The sequence below is a fragment of the Massilia solisilvae genome, from assembly GCF_024753215.1.
GTDB classification, from domain to species: domain Bacteria; phylum Pseudomonadota; class Gammaproteobacteria; order Burkholderiales; family Burkholderiaceae_D; genus Telluria; species Telluria solisilvae.
The window spans coordinates 1,160,062-1,178,744 of sequence record NZ_JANUGV010000001.1 but is presented as its reverse complement, the minus strand read 5'-3'; the positions used below and the strand labels follow the sequence as shown (position 1 = coordinate 1,178,744).

Below are 18,683 nucleotides of genomic sequence, written 5' to 3'. Positions count from 1 at the left end.
TTGTAGAGGCAACAGCATAGCAGCAAAATTGTTCGCTCAAGCAAGGCCCGGCCAGCCGCAAAAGAAAAAGCACGCGCGGCGAACCGGGCGTGCTTTTTGTGTGTCTTTACGCCGGCAAGCCGGCGCAAGCGAGCTTAGGCGCGAACGATGCGCTTGTACTCGTTGGTGCGGGTGTCGATTTCGATGACGTCGTCGTTGCTGACGAACAGCGGCACCTGGACGGTGTGCTGCTTCGACTCGATGGCGTTCTCGATACGGGCGTCTTTCAGCACGTTGCCCGAGGTGTTGCCCTTGACGGCCGGCTCGGTGTACACGACCTGACGCGCGATGGTGGTCGGCAGTTCGACCGAAATTGCCTTGCCGTCGTAGAACACGGCCTCGCACTCCATGCCATCCTTCAGGTAGTGCAGCGCATCACCCAGGTTTTCTTCTTCGATTTCGTACTGGTTGTACTCTTCGTCCATGAAGACGTACAGCGGGTCGGCGAAGTACGAGTAGGTCACCGGCTTCTTGTCGAGAATGACGACGTCGAACTTGTCGTCGCCGCGGAACACGTTTTCCAGCGGCGCGTTCGTCAGAAGATTCTTCATCTTCCACTTGTAAGTGAAGCCCGTGCGGCTCGAACCGTTGACGTCGGAACGCAGCACGATGAAGGGCTTGCCGTCAACCATAATGATATTGCCAACACGAATTTCTTTTGCGGGTTTCATAGGGTGTATGCGTTTATTTGTAGGTTGCAGTAACCGGGCATCATACCATGTTTTTCGGCGCCAGCCTACCCGGCCGAGCGCGCAAAGCTGAGCAGTTGCGTGACCAGGTCGCCGTTTTCCAACACCGCGTGCTGCCAGGCGGCGTTGCGCCGCGCGATGGCCGGCAAGTCCTCCTTGAGCGCCAGCCACGCGGCCTGCCAGTCGCCGATCACGGCTGCGTCGTTCCAGCCCAGCATGAAGCGCTCCACGCTGGGGAGGCCGCCGGCGTAGCGCTGCAGGAACGCGCGCAGCTTCTTGTGGTGCAGGTTCTCGTCCTGCGGGTAGATCTGCCAGACGAAGGCGCGCCCCGCCCACTGCGCGCGCACCCACGAATCCTCGCCGCGCACAAAGTTGATGTCGCAGGCCCACAGCAGCCTGTCGTAGTCCGGTTGCGGCACGAACGGCAGCACCCGGAGCGTGACCGCCCCCCGCTTGCCGTACGCGCCGGCCTGCGCCGGTTGGCCCAGGAAGGCCTCGACCGCGTCGCGCGCCACGCCCTCGGGCACCAGGCAGGTCAGCGCCGTGCCCTCCGCTTCCCACGCCTCGAGCAGCGCCGCGACCGGGGCATGCGGATAGCAGAACAGCGAGACCTTGAGCGTGTCCATCTCCTCATCGGTGACGCCAAAGCGCGCCAGGAACGCGGCCATGGCGGCGCGATCGGACTGGAACGCCTGGCGTGCCTCGTCCAGACCGGCCTCGTGCAGCAGTCCGCCGGTTTTGCCGGTAAAGCCAGGGAAAAAGAAATACTTGGTGATCGGCAAGCGTGGATGCATCGACGGCAGCCGGTGGCAGCCTTCGACCCATTCCTCGGCGCTCAGACCCTCGTAGTTGATCCAGACCGGCCGCGGTTCGCGCCGCGCCATGGCCTCGGCATAGCCGGGCGGAATGTCCACGCCGAAGAATTCGATGACGATGTCGGCCACCTCGCCCGGATCGAACTGCCCGTCCTGTCCTTGCCAGTGGCGCACCGCGACGCCCTGCACCTGCTGGAGCGCGGCGCCGGTGTCCACCTCGGGGCAGATGCGGCGAAAGCTGGCCAGGTCGTCCACCCACAGCGTCACCGCAAGCGCGTGCTCGTGGTGCAACTGGCGCGCCAGGCGCCAGCAGATGCCGATGTCGCCGTAGTTGTCGACGACTTTGCAAAAGATGACCAGGGTACGTGGAGTGTTGGACATGTCGATGGAGCCAGGCAGCGCGGGCCGCCATTCTACCCGACCCGCGCGCGATTAACGCTTGCCGCGCCGCCGCGCAAGGGCCGGCAGCCGTTCATCTGCGGCATCGCAAGCAGCGGCCGGCGAGCCCGATTTTGCCCTGCCCGTCGAAAAACTTCACCTACCCCACCCTGTCCAAGACCCCGTACCAGCTGCGCTTTGGCGGATTCGTCCGCTTGAGCGTTCTTCCTCCCGCCTGACACACCTGACCTTACCGGATGGGTGAGGCGCTTGATCGCACGCTGCCGTTTGCCGTGGTGCGTAAGGGAACGCGAGTCGGGCACAGCTGCTTGTGACCGACCGTGACAGGCCCCAGGGCCGGCGGCTGCACTCACATTGAACAAGAAGGGGTGAATCATGAACGAGTTCCAACAAGCAGGGTACGGACAACCACAGTTCCAGCCGCAAGGCTTCTTTGGCAGCACCTTCGGCGCTCCGCTCGGCGGCCAGATCGGCAGCGGCATCGGCAGCTGGCTTGGCAACCCGCAGCTGGGCGGCCAGATCGGCCAGGCAGCCGGCAGCTTCCTCGGCGGCATTTTGCCGTTCAGCGCCCAGCCGCAAGGCATGCAGGGCTATGGCGGCGGCATCGGCGGCGGACAGCAAGGCGCACAGATCGTCGGCCAGTTCCTCCAGCAACATCCGCTGCTGCAGGCCATCGCGCAGCAGCCGGCGCTGGCGCAGCAGCTGCTGTCCACGCACCCGTTGCTGCAGGCCTCGCTGCAGAACCCCCAGGCTGCGCAACAGCTGGTGCAGCAGCACCCCATGCTCCAGCAAGCGCTGCAGCATCCGCTGCTGGCGCACACCGTCATGCAGTCGCACCCGCTGCTGCACCAGGCACTGCAACAACAGCTGATGCAGCAGTTGCAGCAGATCCAGCAACAACAGCAACCGCAGCAGTTCCAGCAACCGGGCATGGGCGGCGGCCAGATGCAGCCGCAGGGCTGGTTCGGCAATCTGGTCGGCCAGTATGCGCAGCCGATCGGCTCCACCGTCGGCGGCTGGCTCGGCCAGCAAGGGCTGGGCAGCGCGATCGGCGGCGCGGCCGCCCAGCTCGGCCAGATGCTGCCGTTCGGCGCGGACCCGTACAGCAACTGGCTGCAGCAACAGGCCATTGCCTCGCAATACCGAGGCATGGGCGGCATGCAGCAGTACCAGCCGGGCCAGGGGATGGGCCAGGGCATGCAGGGTGGCCAGCAGGGCCAAGGCGGCCAGACGCTGCACTGATCACAGGCTGAACCGGACCTCCCGCGGCGCTTGCGGGAGGTTTTTCAAACGAGAGGAACACGTCATGCCCCAAGCACCCAACCAGCAGCGCTACATCGTGCGCGCCGCCGGCGACAGCGCGCCGCTGCAGGGCTTCATCGCCGGCCTGCAGAGCGAGCCTGCCATCCAGCTGGTCGAGGCCATCGGCCCGGCGCAGCAGCCGCACACGGTGGTCATCCAGACCGACGAGGCGACCGCGCAACAGCTCGCGCAACGCTTTGCCAGCACCAACCAATTGATGATCGAACCGGACCGGCCGCTGTCGCTGTTCGGTCACGGTCCGGCCTGAATCGAAAGGAATACACATGCCAAAGGAACCAACCAGCGGACAGGGCGCGCAGCCGGCGCAAGGCGCGGCGCCACAGAATCCGCAAGGCGCCGGAGCGCCGCCCGAGAGCGGCGCCAGCGCCAGCCGGCAACCGCGCGGCCACGTGGTGGGCGAACGCAAGAAGCGTTTCCTGGTCGCGCCACGCCAGCCGATGGTGCAGATGGGCCCGCTCGGCGTGCTGCCGATGGCCTTCCAGCCGCTGTCGCTGAGCACGGTCGAGCAAGCCCTGCGCGCCGCGCCTGATATCGAGGTGGTCGGCCTGGTGGGCGACCGCCGCGCGGCCAGCCCGCTGGCCGAGGGCATGGGCGGCGGCCACGCCGAGGGCGTGCTGGTGGCGCGCATGACCGACCAGAAGGCGCAGGAACTGCACCTGCAGGGCCAGGGCCGCCTGCTGGTCGAGCGCGACCAGCACCTGCAACTGTTCGAGCCGGCCTTGCGCCAGCCGAATCTGGTCGCCTCGCTCACTCCGGCCGCGGGCCCGGCAATGTCGCTTGCCGTGCTGGTGCTGGACGGCAGCGGCGCGCCCGTGCCCGAGGCCGAGGTCTCGCTGTTCGGCAGCCTGCTGCCGGCAAGCGGCGTGACCGGGCAGGACGGCACCGCCACCATCACCATGTACGGCGAAAACCCGCACACGGTGCGCGGCCTGTACGTCAAGCCAAAATCGGACTTCTGGAGCTTTTACCAGCGCGACCCCGACTTGTCCGCCACCGAGCCGAACGTGGTCACCCTGCGCCCGCTATCCGCGTGGCGCGGCTTGTCGGGCTTCCCGGCCCAGAACACCATCGGCTGGGGCCAGCGCGCCATGCGCATGGACAAGCTGCCGCCCGAGTTCCGTGGCCGCGGCGTCAGGATCGCGGTGATCGATTCAGGCGTTGCCACCAGCCACACCAACCTGCGGCAGATCGGCGCGGGCTTCGACATCATTGATAAAGATACCGATCCGGGCGCCTGGAACCAGGACCAGCTTGGGCATGGCTCGCACTGCTCGGGCGTGATCGGTGGCGCCGACCCCACCTTTGGCATCCGCGGCTTTGCACCGGAAGCGGAAATCCACGTCTGCAAGCTGTTCCCCGGCGGCCAGGTGAGCCAGTTGATCGAGGCGCTCGAATATTGCATCGAGCACCAGATCGACGTGGCCAACCTGAGTTTGGGCGGCACCGAACCGTCCGAGGCGCTGGAACAACAGATCCTGCGCGCCAAGCGCTTCGGCGTGGCCTGTATCGCCGCGGCGGGCAACAGCGGCGACGCGGTCCAGTACCCGGCCTCGTCGCCGCATGTGCTGGCCGTGGCCGCGATCGGCAAGGCCGGGGAGTTTCCGCCCGACAGCTACCACAGCCAGACCATGAACGGCGACGTCGATGCGGACGGCTTCTTCACCGCGCGGTTCAGCTGCTACGGGCCGCGCGTGGACGTGTGCGCACCGGGCGTGGCCATCGTCTCGTCGGTGCCGCCAAACAATTTCGCCGCCTGGGACGGCACTTCGATGGCCGCGCCCCACGTGACCGGGCTGGCCGCGCTGGTGCTGGCCCACCATCCGGCGTTCCAGGGGCCGGGCCGGGCACCCAACGCCGACCGGGTCGAGCGCCTGTTCCAGGTCATCCGCATGAGCGCGCGCCGGGTCACGCTGGGCGAACAGACGCGCATCGGCTACGGCTTGCCGGACGCGCTGGTGGCCCTGGGGTGGTCGGTGATGGCCGCCGACCGCCGCGGGCAGCAGCCGCTGCAGGGCATGGCCGGCATGGGCCTTGGCGCACTCGGCGGCATCGGCGGGACCGGGCTCATGGGCGAGGCGGCGTTCGGGCAGCCGGTCGGGCTGGGGGCGGCCCAAGGCGGCATTCCCGGCATACCCGGCTTGCCATTCGGCATTGGCACCGTGCGCGGCGGCTGGTAGCGCACCACACGGGCCGCAAACGGGCAAAGAAAAACCGGAGCACCTATCCGCGCATGCACGGTGGTCTGCTCCGGTTTTTAACTGGCGTCCCCACGGGGATTCGAACCCCGGTACTCACCGTGAAAGGGTGATGTCCTAGGCCTCTAGACGATGGGGACCTAAAACTGCTTTGCTGCTATTGTACTTCCGCGCGGGCAGCGAAGTTGGACAGTCTCCAACTGCGCGCCCACGCTGCCAAACCTGGCGTCCCCACGGGGATTCGAACCCCGGTACTCACCGTGAAAGGGTGATGTCCTAGGCCTCTAGACGATGGGGACCTAAAACCTTGGTGGAGGTAAGCGGGATCGAACCGCTGACCTCTTGCATGCCATGCAAGCGCTCTCCCAGCTGAGCTATACCCCCGTTGCACTGCTTTTACTACGACTACTCTGCGGCTGGCTGAACGCGTGGGCAGAATCTGCCCCCCCTACGCGCCTCCAGCTGCCAAATTCTTGGCGTCCCCACGGGGATTCGAACCCCGGTACTCACCGTGAAAGGGTGATGTCCTAGGCCTCTAGACGATGGGGACCCTGGACTGCTATTTGTTCGTGGTGGAGGTAAGCGGGATCGAACCGCTGACCTCTTGCATGCCATGCAAGCGCTCTCCCAGCTGAGCTATACCCCCGTTGTACTGCTTTTACTACGACTACTCTGCCGCCGCCTGAACGCGTGGGCAGAAACCTGCCCACCCTACGCCTTGCGACTGCCAATTCTTGGCGTCCCCACGGGGATTCGAACCCCGGTACTCACCGTGAAAGGGTGATGTCCTAGGCCTCTAGACGATGGGGACCCTGGACTGCTACTGCTTCTTCGACGTTGGTGGAGGTAAGCGGGATCGAACCGCTGACCTCTTGCATGCCATGCAAGCGCTCTCCCAGCTGAGCTATACCCCCGTACCGGCGAAGAAGCAGGATTATAGCGTCAGTCTTGCAATCTGCAAATAGCCATCCTGCGTTTAGATGAATTTTTCCACGCGCTCGACCACGGTGTCGCGGCCAAACAGTTCCACGACCGCATCAATGGCCGGGGTTTGCAGCTGCCCGGTCAGGGCCAGGCGCAGCGGCATGGCCAGTTGCGGCATCTTCAGCCCGTTGGCGGCCAGCACTTCCTTGACCATGGCCGAAATCGCCGCGCGCGTCCATTCCACGCTCTTGGCGCGCTCGGCAAACTGGCCCAGCGCGGTGCGGGCGCTGTCGGTCAGGTGCTGCGCCACCAGCGCCGGATCGGCCTTGGGCACGCGGTAGAACAGCATGGCCGCGTCCGCCAGTTCGTTGACGGTGTTGGCGCGCTCCTTCATCAGGCCGATCACGGCCGGCAGGTCGGGGCCGGACAGCAGGCGCGCGCCTTCGCGCTCGAGCACCGGGCGGGCCAGCTCGGCCAGCCGGCCATTGTCGGCCTGCTTGATGTAGTGGTTGTTCAGCCACGCCAGCTTCTCGTTGTTGAACTGGGCGGCCGACGCGGTCAGGTGCTCCAGGTTGAACCACTCGCAGAACTGGTCCATCGAGAAGATCTCGTCGTTGCCGTGGCTCCAGCCCAGGCGCGCCAGGTAGTTCAGCATGGCCTCGGGCAGGTAGCCCTGGGCCGGATATTCCATCACGCTCACCGCGCCGTGGCGCTTGGACAGCTTCTCGCCGTCGGCGCCCAGGATCATCGGCAGGTGGCCGTATTCCGGCAGCGGCGCGCCGAGCGCGCGCAGGATGTTGATCTGGCGCGGGGTGTTGTTGACGTGGTCGTCGCCGCGCAGCACGTGGGTGATGCCCATGTCCCAGTCGTCCACCGCCACGCAGAAGTTATAGGTCGGCGTGCCGTCCGGGCGGGCGATCACCAGGTCGTCCAGCTCCTTGTTGGCGATCGTGATCGGCCCCTTGACCACGTCGTTCCAGGTGACTTCGCCGTCCAGCGGGTTCTTGAAGCGCACCACCGGCTGCACGCCAGGGGGCACCGGCGGCAGCTCCTTGCCCGGCTCGGGGCGCCAGGTGCCGTCGTAGCGCGGTTTTTCGCCGGCCGCGCGCATGCGCTCGCGCATCGCCTCCACTTCCTCGGGCGAGCAGTAGCACAGGTAGGCGCTGCCCTGCTCCAGCATGGTCAGGATCACCTCGCGGTAGCGGTCCATGCGCTTCATCTGGTAGAACGGGCCTTCGTCGTGCTCCAGGCCCAGCCACTTCATGCCGTCCAGGATCGCCTGCACCGCTTCCGGCGTGGAGCGCTCGAGGTCGGTGTCTTCGATGCGCAGAACAAAAGTGCCGCCGAAATGGCGGGCGTAGGCCCACGAATACAGCGCGGTGCGCGCGCCGCCGAGATGGAGGTAGCCAGTCGGGCTCGGTGCGAAACGGGTACGGACGGTCATGGCGTAATGCAAATTGGTAAAACGCCTATTTTACCGCGACCCTGCCGCCGCTGCGCTGCCGCGCCGTACCCGCCCTTGCGGCCTGCTAAATGCGCGCCTGTTCGGGCGCGCCTTGCGCCTCCAGCCAGGCAGCCAGCGCGTTGACGGTCGGGTAGTCGTACAGCAGCTCCGGCACCACCGGCACCGCGGCGCGCTGTTCGATCTCCAGCGCGATCGGCACCGTCGCCAGCGAGTCGATGCCCAGCTCCGCGAACGGGGTGTCGTCGCCGAACGCGGGCATGGACGGGCGGCCGTCGCTCGCCAGCCAGCGGGTCACGCTCTCGCGCACCAGTTGGCGCATGGAGTCCCCGGCCGCGCGCGGCGCCGGCGCACAAGCTGCGGCCGGCGGCTGCGGCAGGTCCGCCGCGCGCAGCATCGGATCGGGCAACTGGTCCACCCCGCCCGGCTGCTGGTCGACGTCGCCGATCGCATCCGCGTACGCGCCGATCCGTTCCAGCAGCACGCTGGCCGACGGGTAGGCGTGCGCCGCGTCCTGCTCGGCCGCGATGGCGCGCCGCACCCGGTCGTAGCGCGCGCGCGCCCACTCCAGCGCCGGTCTGGCCTGCGCGCCGCCCTCATCGCCCGCCGCGCGCCGTTCGGCGGCGCCCAGCAGGATCGCGAACGCGCACAGCTCGCCGATGCGGTAGTCGAGCCCTTGCACCAGCGCGCCGTCCCCGGCAAACCGGCGCGCCCCGGCGGCGCGCTCGCGGATCGACGCCACCGTGCGTCCCAGTTCGGCCGCGAGCGCGGGCCGCCCGAGGCCGTGGGCCAGGAAGCGCTCGGCGCCGCTGTCGGGCGCGGCCGCACCGCCCAGGTGCATGTACAGCGTCTCGGTCGGCCCCTCCAGGATGCGCAGCACGCGCGCGTCGCGCAGCATCTGCGGCGCCGCGTTGTTTTCGAGGTAGCCGCGCCCGCCGAGCATCTGGACCAGCCAGTCGGCCGCCTCCCACAGCAGTTCCGAGCCGACGCATTTGCAGGCCAGGCAGGCATGCCGGGGTAGCGGTTCGCGCGCGTCCAGCGCCGCGGCAATCGCCTCCACCAGCGCCTCGAGCGCCCACACCGCGCAGGTGAGTTCGTGCAGGCGCGCGCAGCTGACCGGATTGTCCAGCAGCCTGCCGGTGGCCACCTCGCGCCGGGCCGCGTAGCGGGTCATCAGCTGGGCGCAGCGCTTCATCGCGCCCACGCACAGCGCGCCCACGCCCAGGCGCGCAAAGCCCATCGCGTCGTGCGCGACCTGCATGCCCTCCCCCGGCGCCAGCAGCACGCGCGCGTCCGGCACGAACACGCCCTCGCAGCGCACCGTGTTCTGGACCATCGCGCGCATGCCCATCGTCAGCGCCTCGGGCCCGTGCGCCAGTCCCGGCGCATCCTCCGGCACCAGCAGCACCATCGGGCCCAGCGGCGAGCCGTCGCGGTCCACGCCCTTGGCCAGCACCGTGAGAACGCCCGCCCAGGCGCCCAGGCCGATCAGGTGCTTTTCCGCGTCCAGCCGCCAGCCGCCATCCACGCGCCGGGCGCGCGCCCGGATCGCCAGCGGATTGGACCCAGCCTGCGGCTCGGTCTGCGCGTACGCCGCGAGCTGGCGCCCGCTTGCCAGGCGCGGCAGCAGCTCGCGCTGCAGTGCCTCGGGTCCGTATTGCAGCAGCGGGCGCAGGCCCAGGCCGTTGTGCACTCCGACCATGGTGGCCAGTGTCAGGTCGAGCGCGGCCAGTTGCTGCAGCACCCGCATGGTGTCCGCGCACGAAAGCGCACACCCGCCGTGCGCCTGCGGCACCTGCAAGCCGAAGAAGCCCTCGTTGCCCAGGTCCAGCACCACGTGCGGCGACACCGTGCGGCGTTCGTCCATCAGCCGCGAATCCAGGCGCCGCGCCGCGTAGCGCCGCAGCCAGGCGATCATGGCGTCGGCCCGCGCCCGGCCCGGTGCCGCCACTGTCGCAGCAGGCGCGGGAGCCAGACGCTCGCCGCCCGCAAACAGCAGCGGCAGCGCGCCGCTTTGCGCCAGCGCCTTGCAGCGCGCGCGCTGCACCTTGCCGCTGGTGGTACGTGGAAAGCAGCCCGGCCCCACCAGTGCCACCGTCGCCACCGCCACCCCGAACTGGCGGGTCACCGCCGCGCGCACCTGCTGCGCCAGAGCCTCGGCCCTGGCCGCGCCATGTCCGCCCTGCAGCGCGCGAGCGAGCGCGCGGTCGGCCTCGATCACCACGGCCAGCCGCTCGCGCCCTTGCGTCTCCACGGCGAATGCCGCGCAGCGGTTCGGCGCGCCGCAACCGGCCGCGCGCTCGGCCGCCTCCTCCACGTCCTGCGGGTAGATGTTCCTGCCGTTGATGATAACCAGGTCACGCAGGCGGCCGGTGACATACACCTCGCCATCGAGCACGAATCCAAGGTCCCCCGTACGCAGGAACGGCCCCGCAGGCAGCGGCCCGGGCCACGCCGAACCGGCCGCCAACGAAGCGCCGGGCTGCTCCGCCAGCCTTGCGCCAAACGCCTGCGCGGATTGGTCCGGCTGGTTGCGATACGCCTGCGCGACCGAAGGCCCGGCAACCCAGATTTCGCCCACGCGTCGCGGCAGCACCGGCAGGCAGCTGTCGGGGGCGGCCACCAGCAGCGTCACCCCGGGCGCCGGCGGGCCGCAACTGACGATATCGCGCGCATCCCGCGTGCCTGGCGTCGCTTCGCGCACCTGGTTGTGCTCCAGCGCCGAGGCGGACAAGGTGCGCACCCGGGGCGCGCGGCCGCGCGGGCCGCCCGCCACCAGCAGCGTCGCCTCGGCCATCCCATAGCACGCGAACTGTGCATCGGGCCGGAAGCCACACCCGGCAAACGCCTCCACGAAGCGGCGCAGCGTGGCCGCGCGCACCGGTTCGGCGCCGTTGTACGCCAGCTTCAGGCTGGACAGGTCGAGCCCCGTCTTCTGCTCCTCGTCCACGCGGCGCGCACACAGCTGCCAGCCAAAGTCCGGCGCGCCGGCGCAGGTGGCGCGATAGTCGCCGATCGCGCGCAACCAGCGCACCGGGCTGCGCAGGAACTGGGCAGGCGCCATCAGCACGCTGCGAAAACCCAGCGCCGCCGGCGCGGCCACGCTGCCCACCAGTCCCATGTCGTGAAACAGCGGCAGCCAGCTGACCATCACGCTGTCCGGGCCAAAGCCGAACACCTGGCCGATCGCATCGACATTGGATGCGAGGTTCGCGTGCGTCACCTCGACCCCGCGCGGCTGCGCCGTGGAGCCCGAGGTGTACTGGATCAGCGCCAGCGCGTCCGGATCGGGTTCCGCCAGCGGCCCCGCCGCGTTTGCGCGCGCGGTGTCGGTGGCCAGGCATTCCAGCATCGCCGCCCCGGCCTGCGCCAGGCTGGCGTCAACCGCGCCAGCGCAATCGCCCGTGGTCAGGACCAGCGCCGGGTCGGCATCCTGGAGCAAGGCGCGCAGCCGTGCGGCATGCCGGCGATCGGCCATCGCCGCCGGCACCGCCACCACGCCGCAGGTCAGGCAGGCAAAGAAGGCGACGACGAATTCCAGCCCCGGCGGGTACAGCAGCAGCGCGCGCGCGCCCGGCCCCACGCGCGCCGCCAGGTGGCCGGCCAGCAGCTCGACCTGGCGCGCCAGATCGCCATAGCTCAGGTCCTCGGCCCGCCCGTCCTCGCGCAGGAAAGTGAAGGCGATGCGCGTGGGCGTTGCGCGCGCGTGCAGCGCCAACCGGCGCGACACCGGAACGGGTACGCTGCTGCCGGTGTGGTCAAGCACGCCGCACCTCCGCCACCTGGTGCCGCCGCACCCCTTCCACGACGGCGCCGGCGCGGTGCAGTGCCGACTCGATCTGCTGCGCGGCGCGCCTGACCTGCTGCAGGTTGTGGTTTGCCATCAGCTGCAGGCGCAGCCGCGCCGCGCCCAGCGGCACGCCCGGGTATTCGACCGGGTTCACGAACACGCCCTGGCGCGCCAGCAGCTTGCCCGACAGCCGCGCCACCTGCTCGCTGCCGACGACCACCGGCACGATCGGCGAAGGCGTGCCCCCACATTTGATACCCGCTTCGGCCAGGTGCGCGCGCAAGGCGCAGGCGTTGCGCATCACGTCAGCACGCAGTGCATCGCCCTCGTCCGAGGCCGCGATGCGCAGGCTCTCCAGCACCACCGCCACCTGCACCGGCGAGAGCGCGTTGGAGAACAGGTGCGGGCCGGCGAACAGCTGCAGCTGGCGCTTGAGCGCGCGCGAGCCGCTGGCGATAAAGCCGCCGTTGGACGCAAAGCTCTTCGAAAACGCGCCCAGCACGATGTCCACCTTGCCCACCATGTTCTGCAGCCCCAGCACGCCCAGCCCGTTCGGCCCCAGCGCGCCCAGGTCGTGCGCCACGTCCACCAGCAGCGTGGCGCCGTAATCGCGGCACAGGTGCTGCAGCAGCGGCAGGTCCGGGCTGTCCGAATCCATGCTGAACAGCCCTTCGGTCACCACCAGGATTCCGTTGTCGGCATCGCGCGCGCGGATCTGCGCCAGCAGCTCGCGTACGTGGCCGCAATCGAGGTGCCGGTGCGGGGCCACGTTGCGCGTGGCCGCGGCCGCGCCCTGCCGCAGCGACGCGTGCGCCAGCTGGTCGATCACCACGTGGTCGCGCGCATGCACCAGCGCGGTGACCGCGCCGAACGCCGCGCCCCAACCGGTCGGGAACAGCGTCACGTGCGGCGCCTGCAGCATCGCGCCCAGCACCTGCTCGAGCGCCAGCGACAGCCGGCTGTTCCCCAGCAAAACGGCCGACCCGGCGCTGTGCGGGCCGGCGTCGTGCAGTGCCCGCGCGGCGGCGTCCACCACCGCCGGGTGCGACGCCAGCGACAGGTAGTCCTGCGAGGCGAAGTTGATCCCGCGCGCGGCAGGCAGCCCCTCCTCGCGCACGCTGGCCACCGGCTCCGGCGCGCCGTCGAGCACGCGTGCATACTGCCACACGCCGTGGGCCGCGCGCGTCGCGCACCAGGCTTCCAGCGCCTCGGCGCGGCGCACCAGGTCGGCCCCGCGCGGCTGCGCGAACTGGGCCGCGGTGCCGGCCAGCGCGCCGGATGCGGCCAGCGCCTCGATGTCGTCATCGCCCTCGTCGATCACGGTTGGTTCTTGCACGGGACTCTCCTTCGCAGGGGCCGCGCGCGGCTCAGGCAAGCGCCGGCGCGGCGGGAACGGCATACTGGCGCGCCAGCAGCGCGCCCAACTGGTCGGGCGGCAGCGGCCGCGCAAACAGGTAGCCCTGCGCCGCGTCGCACCGCATCGCGCACAGGTCGGCCAGCTGTTCGCCGGTCTCCACGGCTTCGGCAATCACCTTCAGCTGCAGCCGGTGCGCCATGTCCACGATCGACTCGGCCAGCGCGAACGAGCGCGCGCGCCCCGAAGCGGCGCCAAGGCGGCGCACGAACATGCCGTCCATTTTCAAAATGTCCACCGGCAGCTCGGACAGGTAGTTCAGGCTCGAATATCCGGCGCCGAAGTCGTCGATCGACACCAGCACGCCGGCCTGGCGCAGCTCGTTCATCAACACCCGGTTCACCGCCAGGTCTTCGATCAGGGTGCCCTCGGTGATCTCGATCTCCACGCAGCGCGTCGGCACGCCGCTGTCGGCCACGATCTGCAGCACGCGCGCGACGATGTCGGGGTCCTTGAGCTGGCGCGCCGACAGGTTCACTGCCGTGCGCACCTCCGGCAGCCCGGCCTCGCGCCAGGCCCGGTTCTGGGCGCAGGCGGTCCTGAGCACCCATTCGCCGATCTGCACGATCAGGCCCGTCTCCTCGGCCAGCGGGATGAAACGGTCGGGCGCGATCCGGCCGTACACCGGATGCTGCCAGCGCAGCAGCGCCTCGACCCCGACGATGCGCCGGCTGGCCAGCTCCACCTGCGGCTGGTACTCGATGAACAGCTGGCCCTCGCGCAGCGCCTCGCGCATGCCGGTCTTGAGCGCCAGCCGTTCGCTTTGCGGCTCGCTGGCGTCGGCCGAGTACACGCGCACGCTGTTCTCGCCCCAGCGCCTGGCCAGGCGCACCGCGATGTCGGCGCGCTTGAGCAGCGCATCCAGGTCGCAATCGGCCGCCGGGTACAGCGCGATACCGACCGACATCGTGATCAGGCACTCGTGCGCGCCGGTCCTGAACGGCTGCGCAAAGCGCGTCAGGATCTTGTCGGCGACGGCCTGCGCATCCGACTCGGCCGCCAGGTCCTCGAGCAGGGCCACGAACTCGTCGCCGCCCCAGCGCGCCACGCTGTCGCTGTCGCGCAAGCAGCCGCGGATGGCCGCCCCGGCCTGGGCCAGGACCGCGTCGCCGGCTTCATAGCCCAGCGCGTCGTTGACTTCCTTGAAGTTGTTGATGTCCATGAGGATCAGGGCCACCGTGTGCCGGTTGCGGTTGGCGCGCTCCATCGCGTGGCGCAAGCGGTCGCGCAGCAGCCTGCGGTTGAGCAGCCCGGTGAGCTGGTCGTACTGCGCGCTGTCGATCAGGCGCGCCACCGTCAGGCCCATGTCGTGCTGGTTGCCCTTGCTCTGGCGCGCCGGTGCGCCCGGCTGCATCACCGTGCAGTCGCTGCCGTGCCGCACCACCCGGTTGCGGCCGGTGGACTTGGCCATGTACAGCGCCTCGTCGGCGCGCGCCACCGCCTGCCCCACCTCCTCGCCGGCGCGGTACTCGGTCACGCCGATCGAGACCGTGACTGCAATCTCGCTCGCGCCGTCGATCGCGCGCATGCGCTCGACCGCGCCGCGCACGCGCTCGGCCAGCATCAGCGCGTCGTCGGCGCGCGTCTCCGGCAGCATCAGCATGAATTCCTCGCCGCCGTAGCGGCCAAAGGTATCGGTGCCGCGCACCATCGACTGCACCGTGCGCGCAAACTCGCGCAGCACCGTGTCGCCGGCCGCGTGGCCGTAGGTGTCGTTGATGCGTTTGAAGAAGTCGATGTCGAGCAGGCACAGGCAAAATCCGCGGCCGTTGCGGTCGCTGCGCTCCTTTTCGCTGGCGATCAGCTCCAGCACCCGGCGCCGGTTGTGCGCGCCGGTGAGCTCGTCGCGGATCGCCAGTTCCTTGATCAGCGCAAGCGCCTGCTCCAGCTTCTCGAAGCCCTGGTTCTTGGTCAGCTCGAACAGCAGCACGAACACCACCACCACCAGGTACAGGCCGAGATCGCAGATCAGGTATAACAGTCCCATGTCCGACACCGGATGCGGCGGCAGCGGCGTGCCCAGCGCCGGCAGCAGGTAGGCCAGGCCAGCCGCCGCGCAGCTCATCGCCAGCCAGAACAGCGCGGTGCGCGCGCCGCCCAGGAACATGGCGACCACCGGCGCGGTGATCAGCCAGCTGGCCGTGGGCGCGCCGATGCCGCCCAGGTGCCAGGTCAGCCAGCTGAAGTTGAAGAACACGCCGCACAGGAAGGTCTCGCGCGCTGCCACGATGCTGCCGGTGGTGCGCAGCACCAGCGGCGCGCCCAGCATCAGCAGGCAGCAGGCCAGGATCTCGGCGGCGGCCGCGTCAAAGCCAAGCAGGTGGTAGGCCAGCGCGTAGAACGGCCCCGACATGGCAGCCACCAGCGCCGCGTTGACCACGTTTTGGGCGCGCCCAAATGGCACCGCCGCGCCGTGCAGCTGCGCGGGAATGAACCAATGGACGGCCGACAGGTACCGCTCGGCCCACTGCGCACTCGCTTTGCTCATCCGGGATTTTCGATCTGGCACGGCATGTGGAAGCCAGTGGCCAGTTTATGTACGGAAATTCCGGCTCAGTTTATTTTCGCGCAGAAACTCATCAGAAAACCCGTCGCCGCCCGTCATTGCCAAAAGTGCAATTCTTAAAGGAAACAGTGGCACAAAAGTCACAGAGATTGCGCTACGGAAATTCTTTAGCTAGTCTCCCTACAGGAACCAGGGAAATCGTCAGCCGGCCGGCGCCAAGCGGCCAGGCCGTCTGCCGCCCTCCCCGCTTCCGCCAAGAGAGAGACAACGCGCACCGGCAGCCATCCGCTGGCACCGCTTGCGCGGCAGAACAACGAAGACAAAGGGTAGAGTGATGTACAGCTTTTCGAGATTGAAAATCGGCGCACGGCTTGCCATGGGCTACGGGACCATGCTGCTCATGGCAATCATTATCGCCGGCGTCGGGCTGTGGCAGTTGAACGGCATCGCCGATGCCAGCCACAACATGGCCGAGTTGCCGGTGCAAAAGGAACGCATGGTGAGCGACTGGGCCCAGATCATTTCGGTGGGCATCATGCGCACCACCGCCATCGCCCGCAGCGCCGACCCCTCGCTGTCCGCCTACTTCAGCAAGAGCGCGGCCGAGGGCTCGCGCAAGTCCACCGAGATCGTCAAGCGGCTCGAGCCGCTGCTGACCACGCAGGAAGAAAAAGACCTGTACGCCAAGGTCGCCTCGATCCGCAAGTCCTACATCAGCGCGCGCGACGAGATCATGAAGGCCAAGGCCGCCGGCCAGGTCGACGAAGCGGCTGCCGTTTTCGAAAAGCGTTTCGTCCCCGCCGCCCAGGATTACGAAAAGATGCTGGGTGATTTCATCGCTCTGCAGCGCTCCCAGATGGACGCGGAAGCGACCCACATCGCCACCATCAAAGAGGCCAGCGTTAACCGCATCGTCGCGCTGACCGCGGTGGTGCTGGCCCTTGGCGTGCTGTTCGCCTGGCGCCAGGCGATCGCCATCACCCGCCCCCTGCGCAATGCGGTCGAAGCCGCCAGCCGCGTCGCCGAGGGTGATCTCACCCAGGACATCCGCGCCACCTCGACCGACGAGTGCGGCCAACTGCTCACCGCCCTTGGCCACATGAACAGCAGCCTGGCCGATATCGTGTCGCAGGTCCGCACCGGCGCCGAGGCCATCGCGCACGGGTCGAGCGAGATCGCCGCCGGCAACCTGGACCTGTCCGCGCGCACCGAGCAGCAGGCCAGCTCGCTCGAGGAAACCGCCTCGTCGATGGAAGAACTGACGGGTACCGTGCGCCAGAACGCCGACAACGCGCGCCAGGCCAATACGCTTGCCGCGACCGCTTCCGAAGTCGCCAGCAAGGGTGGCCAGGTGGTGTCCGAGGTGGTCGATACGATGGGGGCGATCAACGATTCGGCGCGCAAGATCGTGGACATCATCGGCGTCATCGACGGCATCGCCTTCCAGACCAATATCCTGGCCCTGAATGCCGCGGTGGAGGCAGCGCGCGCCGGCGAACAGGGCCGCGGCTTTGCCGTGGTCGCATCGGAAGTGCGCAACCTGGCGCAGCGCTCGGCATCGGCAGCCAAGGAAATCAAGGCGCTGATCGACGACTCGGTCGACAAGGTCGAGCGCGGCAGCCAGCTGGTGGACCAGGCCGGCGCGACCATGAAGGACATCGTCGCCAGCGTCAAGCGCGTCACCGACCTGATGGGCGAGATCGCCTCGGCCAGCCAGGAGCAGACCAGCGGCATCGACCAGGTCAACCAGGCGATCTCGGACATGGACGCGGCGACCCAGCAAAACGCGGCGCTGGTCGAGGAAGGCGCCGCCGCCTCCACGGCGCTGCAGGACCAGGCCGCCAAGCTGGCCGACCTGGTGAGCGTCTTCAAGATCGACCAGGCGCAGATGCAGGCCCTGCCGACGCGCGCCGCGCCCAAGGCAGAGCGCAAGGTCGCGCCTGCAGGCGCGCGCGCCAGTGCGCTGGCCGCGCCGGCGCGCAAGCCGAAGCTGGCCGTGGTGGCCGGCGGCGACGATTGGGAAGAGTTCTGAGCCCACACGCCGCGGGCTCAAGATAACGGGCGGGCTCAGTCCCGCCCGCCCGGCCCGGCCCTAGCGCATGCGCGCCAGGCGCAGCGGCTGCGCGCCGCCATCGAGCGCGCGCGCCCGCAGCTGTCCGCAGCCGCCATCGACATCCTGCCCCGCCGAATCGCGCAGCTTGGTCAGGATGCCGCGGCCGTGCAAATGCGCCGCGATCGCACGCGCCTTTTCCCACGACGGACGCCGGAACGGCAGTCCGTCGTTGGCGTTGTACGGGATCATGTTCAGCACCGCATATTTGCCGCGCAAGAGCGCGACCAGCGCATCCAGCTCGTCCTGGCCGTCGTTCACGCCATCGAGCAGCGTCCACTGGTACTGGATCGGATAGCAGGACAGCCGCGCGTAGCGCTCGCCCTGCTCCACCAGCTCGCGCGGATCGATGCGCGGGGCGCGCGGCAGCAGCTCGGCGCGCAGCTCGGGTTTGGTCGTATGCAGCGACAGCGCCAGCGCCGGTTTCACCCGGCCTTGCGGCAGGCGTTCGAACACGCGCGCATCGCCCACGGTCGAGAACACCAGGTTCTTGTGCGAGATGCCAGCCTCCACCCCCAACAGGTCGATTGCCTCCATCACGTTGTCCAGGTTGTGCGCCGGCTCGCCCATGCCCATAAAGACGACCTTCTTCACCGGCCGCCGGCGCCGCGCCAGCACCACCTGCGCCACGATCTCGCCGCTGGTCACCTGCCGCAGCAGCCCGCTTTGGCCGGTCATGCAAAAGCGGCAGCCGACCGCGCAGCCGACCTGGCTCGACACGCACACGCCAGCGCGCGGCAGCAGCACGCTCTCGATCGTCTGGCCGTCGGCCAGCGCCACCAGCAGGCGCGCCGATCCGTCCTCGCCGGGATGCTCGCTCACCACCCGTGCCAGCGTTGCCAGCTCGGCGTCGATGGCCGGCCGCGCCTCGCGCACCGGCTTGGGAAGGTAGTCGGCCGGGCGGCGCCGCCCGCGCTCGTGCGGCGCGCACTGTACCCAGTCGCGCAGCACGCGCTGGGCGTGCTCGGGCAGCGCGCCCAGCCCCAGCAGGCGCTCCCGCAGTTCCTGGACGCGCAC

At 69.0% G+C, this 18,683-nt stretch carries 11 protein-coding genes and 7 tRNA genes; 4 read left to right on the top strand and 14 right to left on the bottom strand.

Features of this window, described 5'->3' with window-relative positions; all coding sequences use genetic code 11:
* Nucleotides 1–134: 134 nt before the first annotated feature.
* Nucleotides 135–710, bottom strand: coding sequence for an elongation factor P (locus NX773_RS05310; RefSeq protein ID WP_258820606.1), 576 nt, complete (start codon nt 708–710; stop codon nt 135–137).
* Between the two features lie 65 nt (nt 711–775).
* Nucleotides 776–1,924 (bottom strand): elongation factor P maturation arginine rhamnosyltransferase EarP, encoded by a 1,149-nt coding sequence (gene earP / locus NX773_RS05305; RefSeq protein WP_258855288.1) that lies wholly within the window; start codon nt 1,922–1,924, stop codon nt 776–778.
* Between the two features lie 393 nt (nt 1,925–2,317).
* Between earP and NX773_RS05300 the strand changes: the two genes are divergently transcribed.
* The 3 genes from NX773_RS05300 (at nt 2,318) to NX773_RS05290 (ending at nt 5,442) form a co-directional block, all read left to right on the top strand.
* Complete coding sequence (locus NX773_RS05300) at nt 2,318–3,184, top strand: hypothetical protein (protein ID WP_258855287.1); 867 nt, start codon at nt 2,318–2,320, stop codon at nt 3,182–3,184.
* Nucleotides 3,185–3,248: 64 nt separating this feature from the next.
* Complete coding sequence (locus NX773_RS05295) at nt 3,249–3,512, top strand: hypothetical protein (RefSeq protein ID WP_258855286.1); 264 nt, start codon at nt 3,249–3,251, stop codon at nt 3,510–3,512.
* 16 nt (nt 3,513–3,528) lie between these two features.
* The gene (locus NX773_RS05290) at nt 3,529–5,442 is read left to right on the top strand and encodes a S8 family serine peptidase (RefSeq protein ID WP_258855285.1); all 1,914 of its coding nucleotides are present in this window, start codon (nt 3,529–3,531) and stop codon (nt 5,440–5,442) included.
* Nucleotides 5,443–5,524: 82 nt separating this feature from the next.
* Here the strand turns inward: NX773_RS05290 and NX773_RS05285 are convergent.
* From NX773_RS05285 to NX773_RS05235, 11 genes are all read right to left on the bottom strand, one after another.
* A tRNA-Glu gene (locus NX773_RS05285) sits at nt 5,525–5,600 on the bottom strand.
* Nucleotides 5,601–5,683: 83 nt separating this feature from the next.
* A tRNA-Glu gene (locus NX773_RS05280) sits at nt 5,684–5,759 on the bottom strand.
* Nucleotides 5,760–5,768: 9 nt separating this feature from the next.
* A tRNA-Ala gene (locus tag NX773_RS05275) sits at nt 5,769–5,844 on the bottom strand.
* Nucleotides 5,845–5,934: 90 nt separating this feature from the next.
* A tRNA-Glu gene (locus NX773_RS05270) sits at nt 5,935–6,010 on the bottom strand.
* Between the two features lie 20 nt (nt 6,011–6,030).
* Nucleotides 6,031–6,106: transfer RNA gene (locus NX773_RS05265), tRNA-Ala, on the bottom strand.
* An 89-nt stretch (nt 6,107–6,195) separates the two neighbouring features.
* Nucleotides 6,196–6,271: transfer RNA gene (locus NX773_RS05260), tRNA-Glu, on the bottom strand.
* 27 nt (nt 6,272–6,298) lie between these two features.
* A tRNA-Ala gene (locus NX773_RS05255) sits at nt 6,299–6,374 on the bottom strand.
* Nucleotides 6,375–6,436: 62 nt separating this feature from the next.
* Nucleotides 6,437–7,828: a glutamate--tRNA ligase gene (gltX, locus tag NX773_RS05250; RefSeq protein ID WP_258855284.1), complete on the bottom strand. Its 1,392-nt coding sequence runs from the start codon at nt 7,826–7,828 to the stop codon at nt 6,437–6,439.
* An 85-nt stretch (nt 7,829–7,913) separates the two neighbouring features.
* The gene (locus tag NX773_RS05245) at nt 7,914–11,612 is read right to left on the bottom strand and encodes an AMP-binding protein (RefSeq protein ID WP_258855283.1); all 3,699 of its coding nucleotides are present in this window, start codon (nt 11,610–11,612) and stop codon (nt 7,914–7,916) included.
* On the bottom strand, nt 11,605–12,972 hold the full coding sequence (locus NX773_RS05240) for an aminotransferase class I/II-fold pyridoxal phosphate-dependent enzyme (RefSeq protein ID WP_258855282.1): 1,368 nt from the start codon (nt 12,970–12,972) through the stop codon (nt 11,605–11,607). Before NX773_RS05240 ends, NX773_RS05245 begins: the two co-directional genes overlap by 8 nt.
* Before the next feature lie 31 nt (nt 12,973–13,003).
* Nucleotides 13,004–15,538 (bottom strand): putative bifunctional diguanylate cyclase/phosphodiesterase, encoded by a 2,535-nt coding sequence (locus tag NX773_RS05235; protein ID WP_258855281.1) that lies wholly within the window; start codon nt 15,536–15,538, stop codon nt 13,004–13,006.
* Between the two features lie 352 nt (nt 15,539–15,890).
* Between NX773_RS05235 and NX773_RS05230 the strand changes: the two genes are divergently transcribed.
* Nucleotides 15,891–17,588: a methyl-accepting chemotaxis protein gene (locus NX773_RS05230; protein WP_258855280.1), complete on the top strand. Its 1,698-nt coding sequence runs from the start codon at nt 15,891–15,893 to the stop codon at nt 17,586–17,588.
* A gap of 60 nt (nt 17,589–17,648) precedes the next feature.
* On the opposite strand, the gene NX773_RS05225 is transcribed toward NX773_RS05230, so the two are convergent.
* Nucleotides 17,649–18,683 carry an RNA methyltransferase gene (locus NX773_RS05225; RefSeq protein ID WP_258855279.1) on the bottom strand — a complete coding sequence of 345 codons (1,035 nt, stop codon included), beginning with the start codon at nt 18,681–18,683 and terminating at the stop codon, nt 17,649–17,651.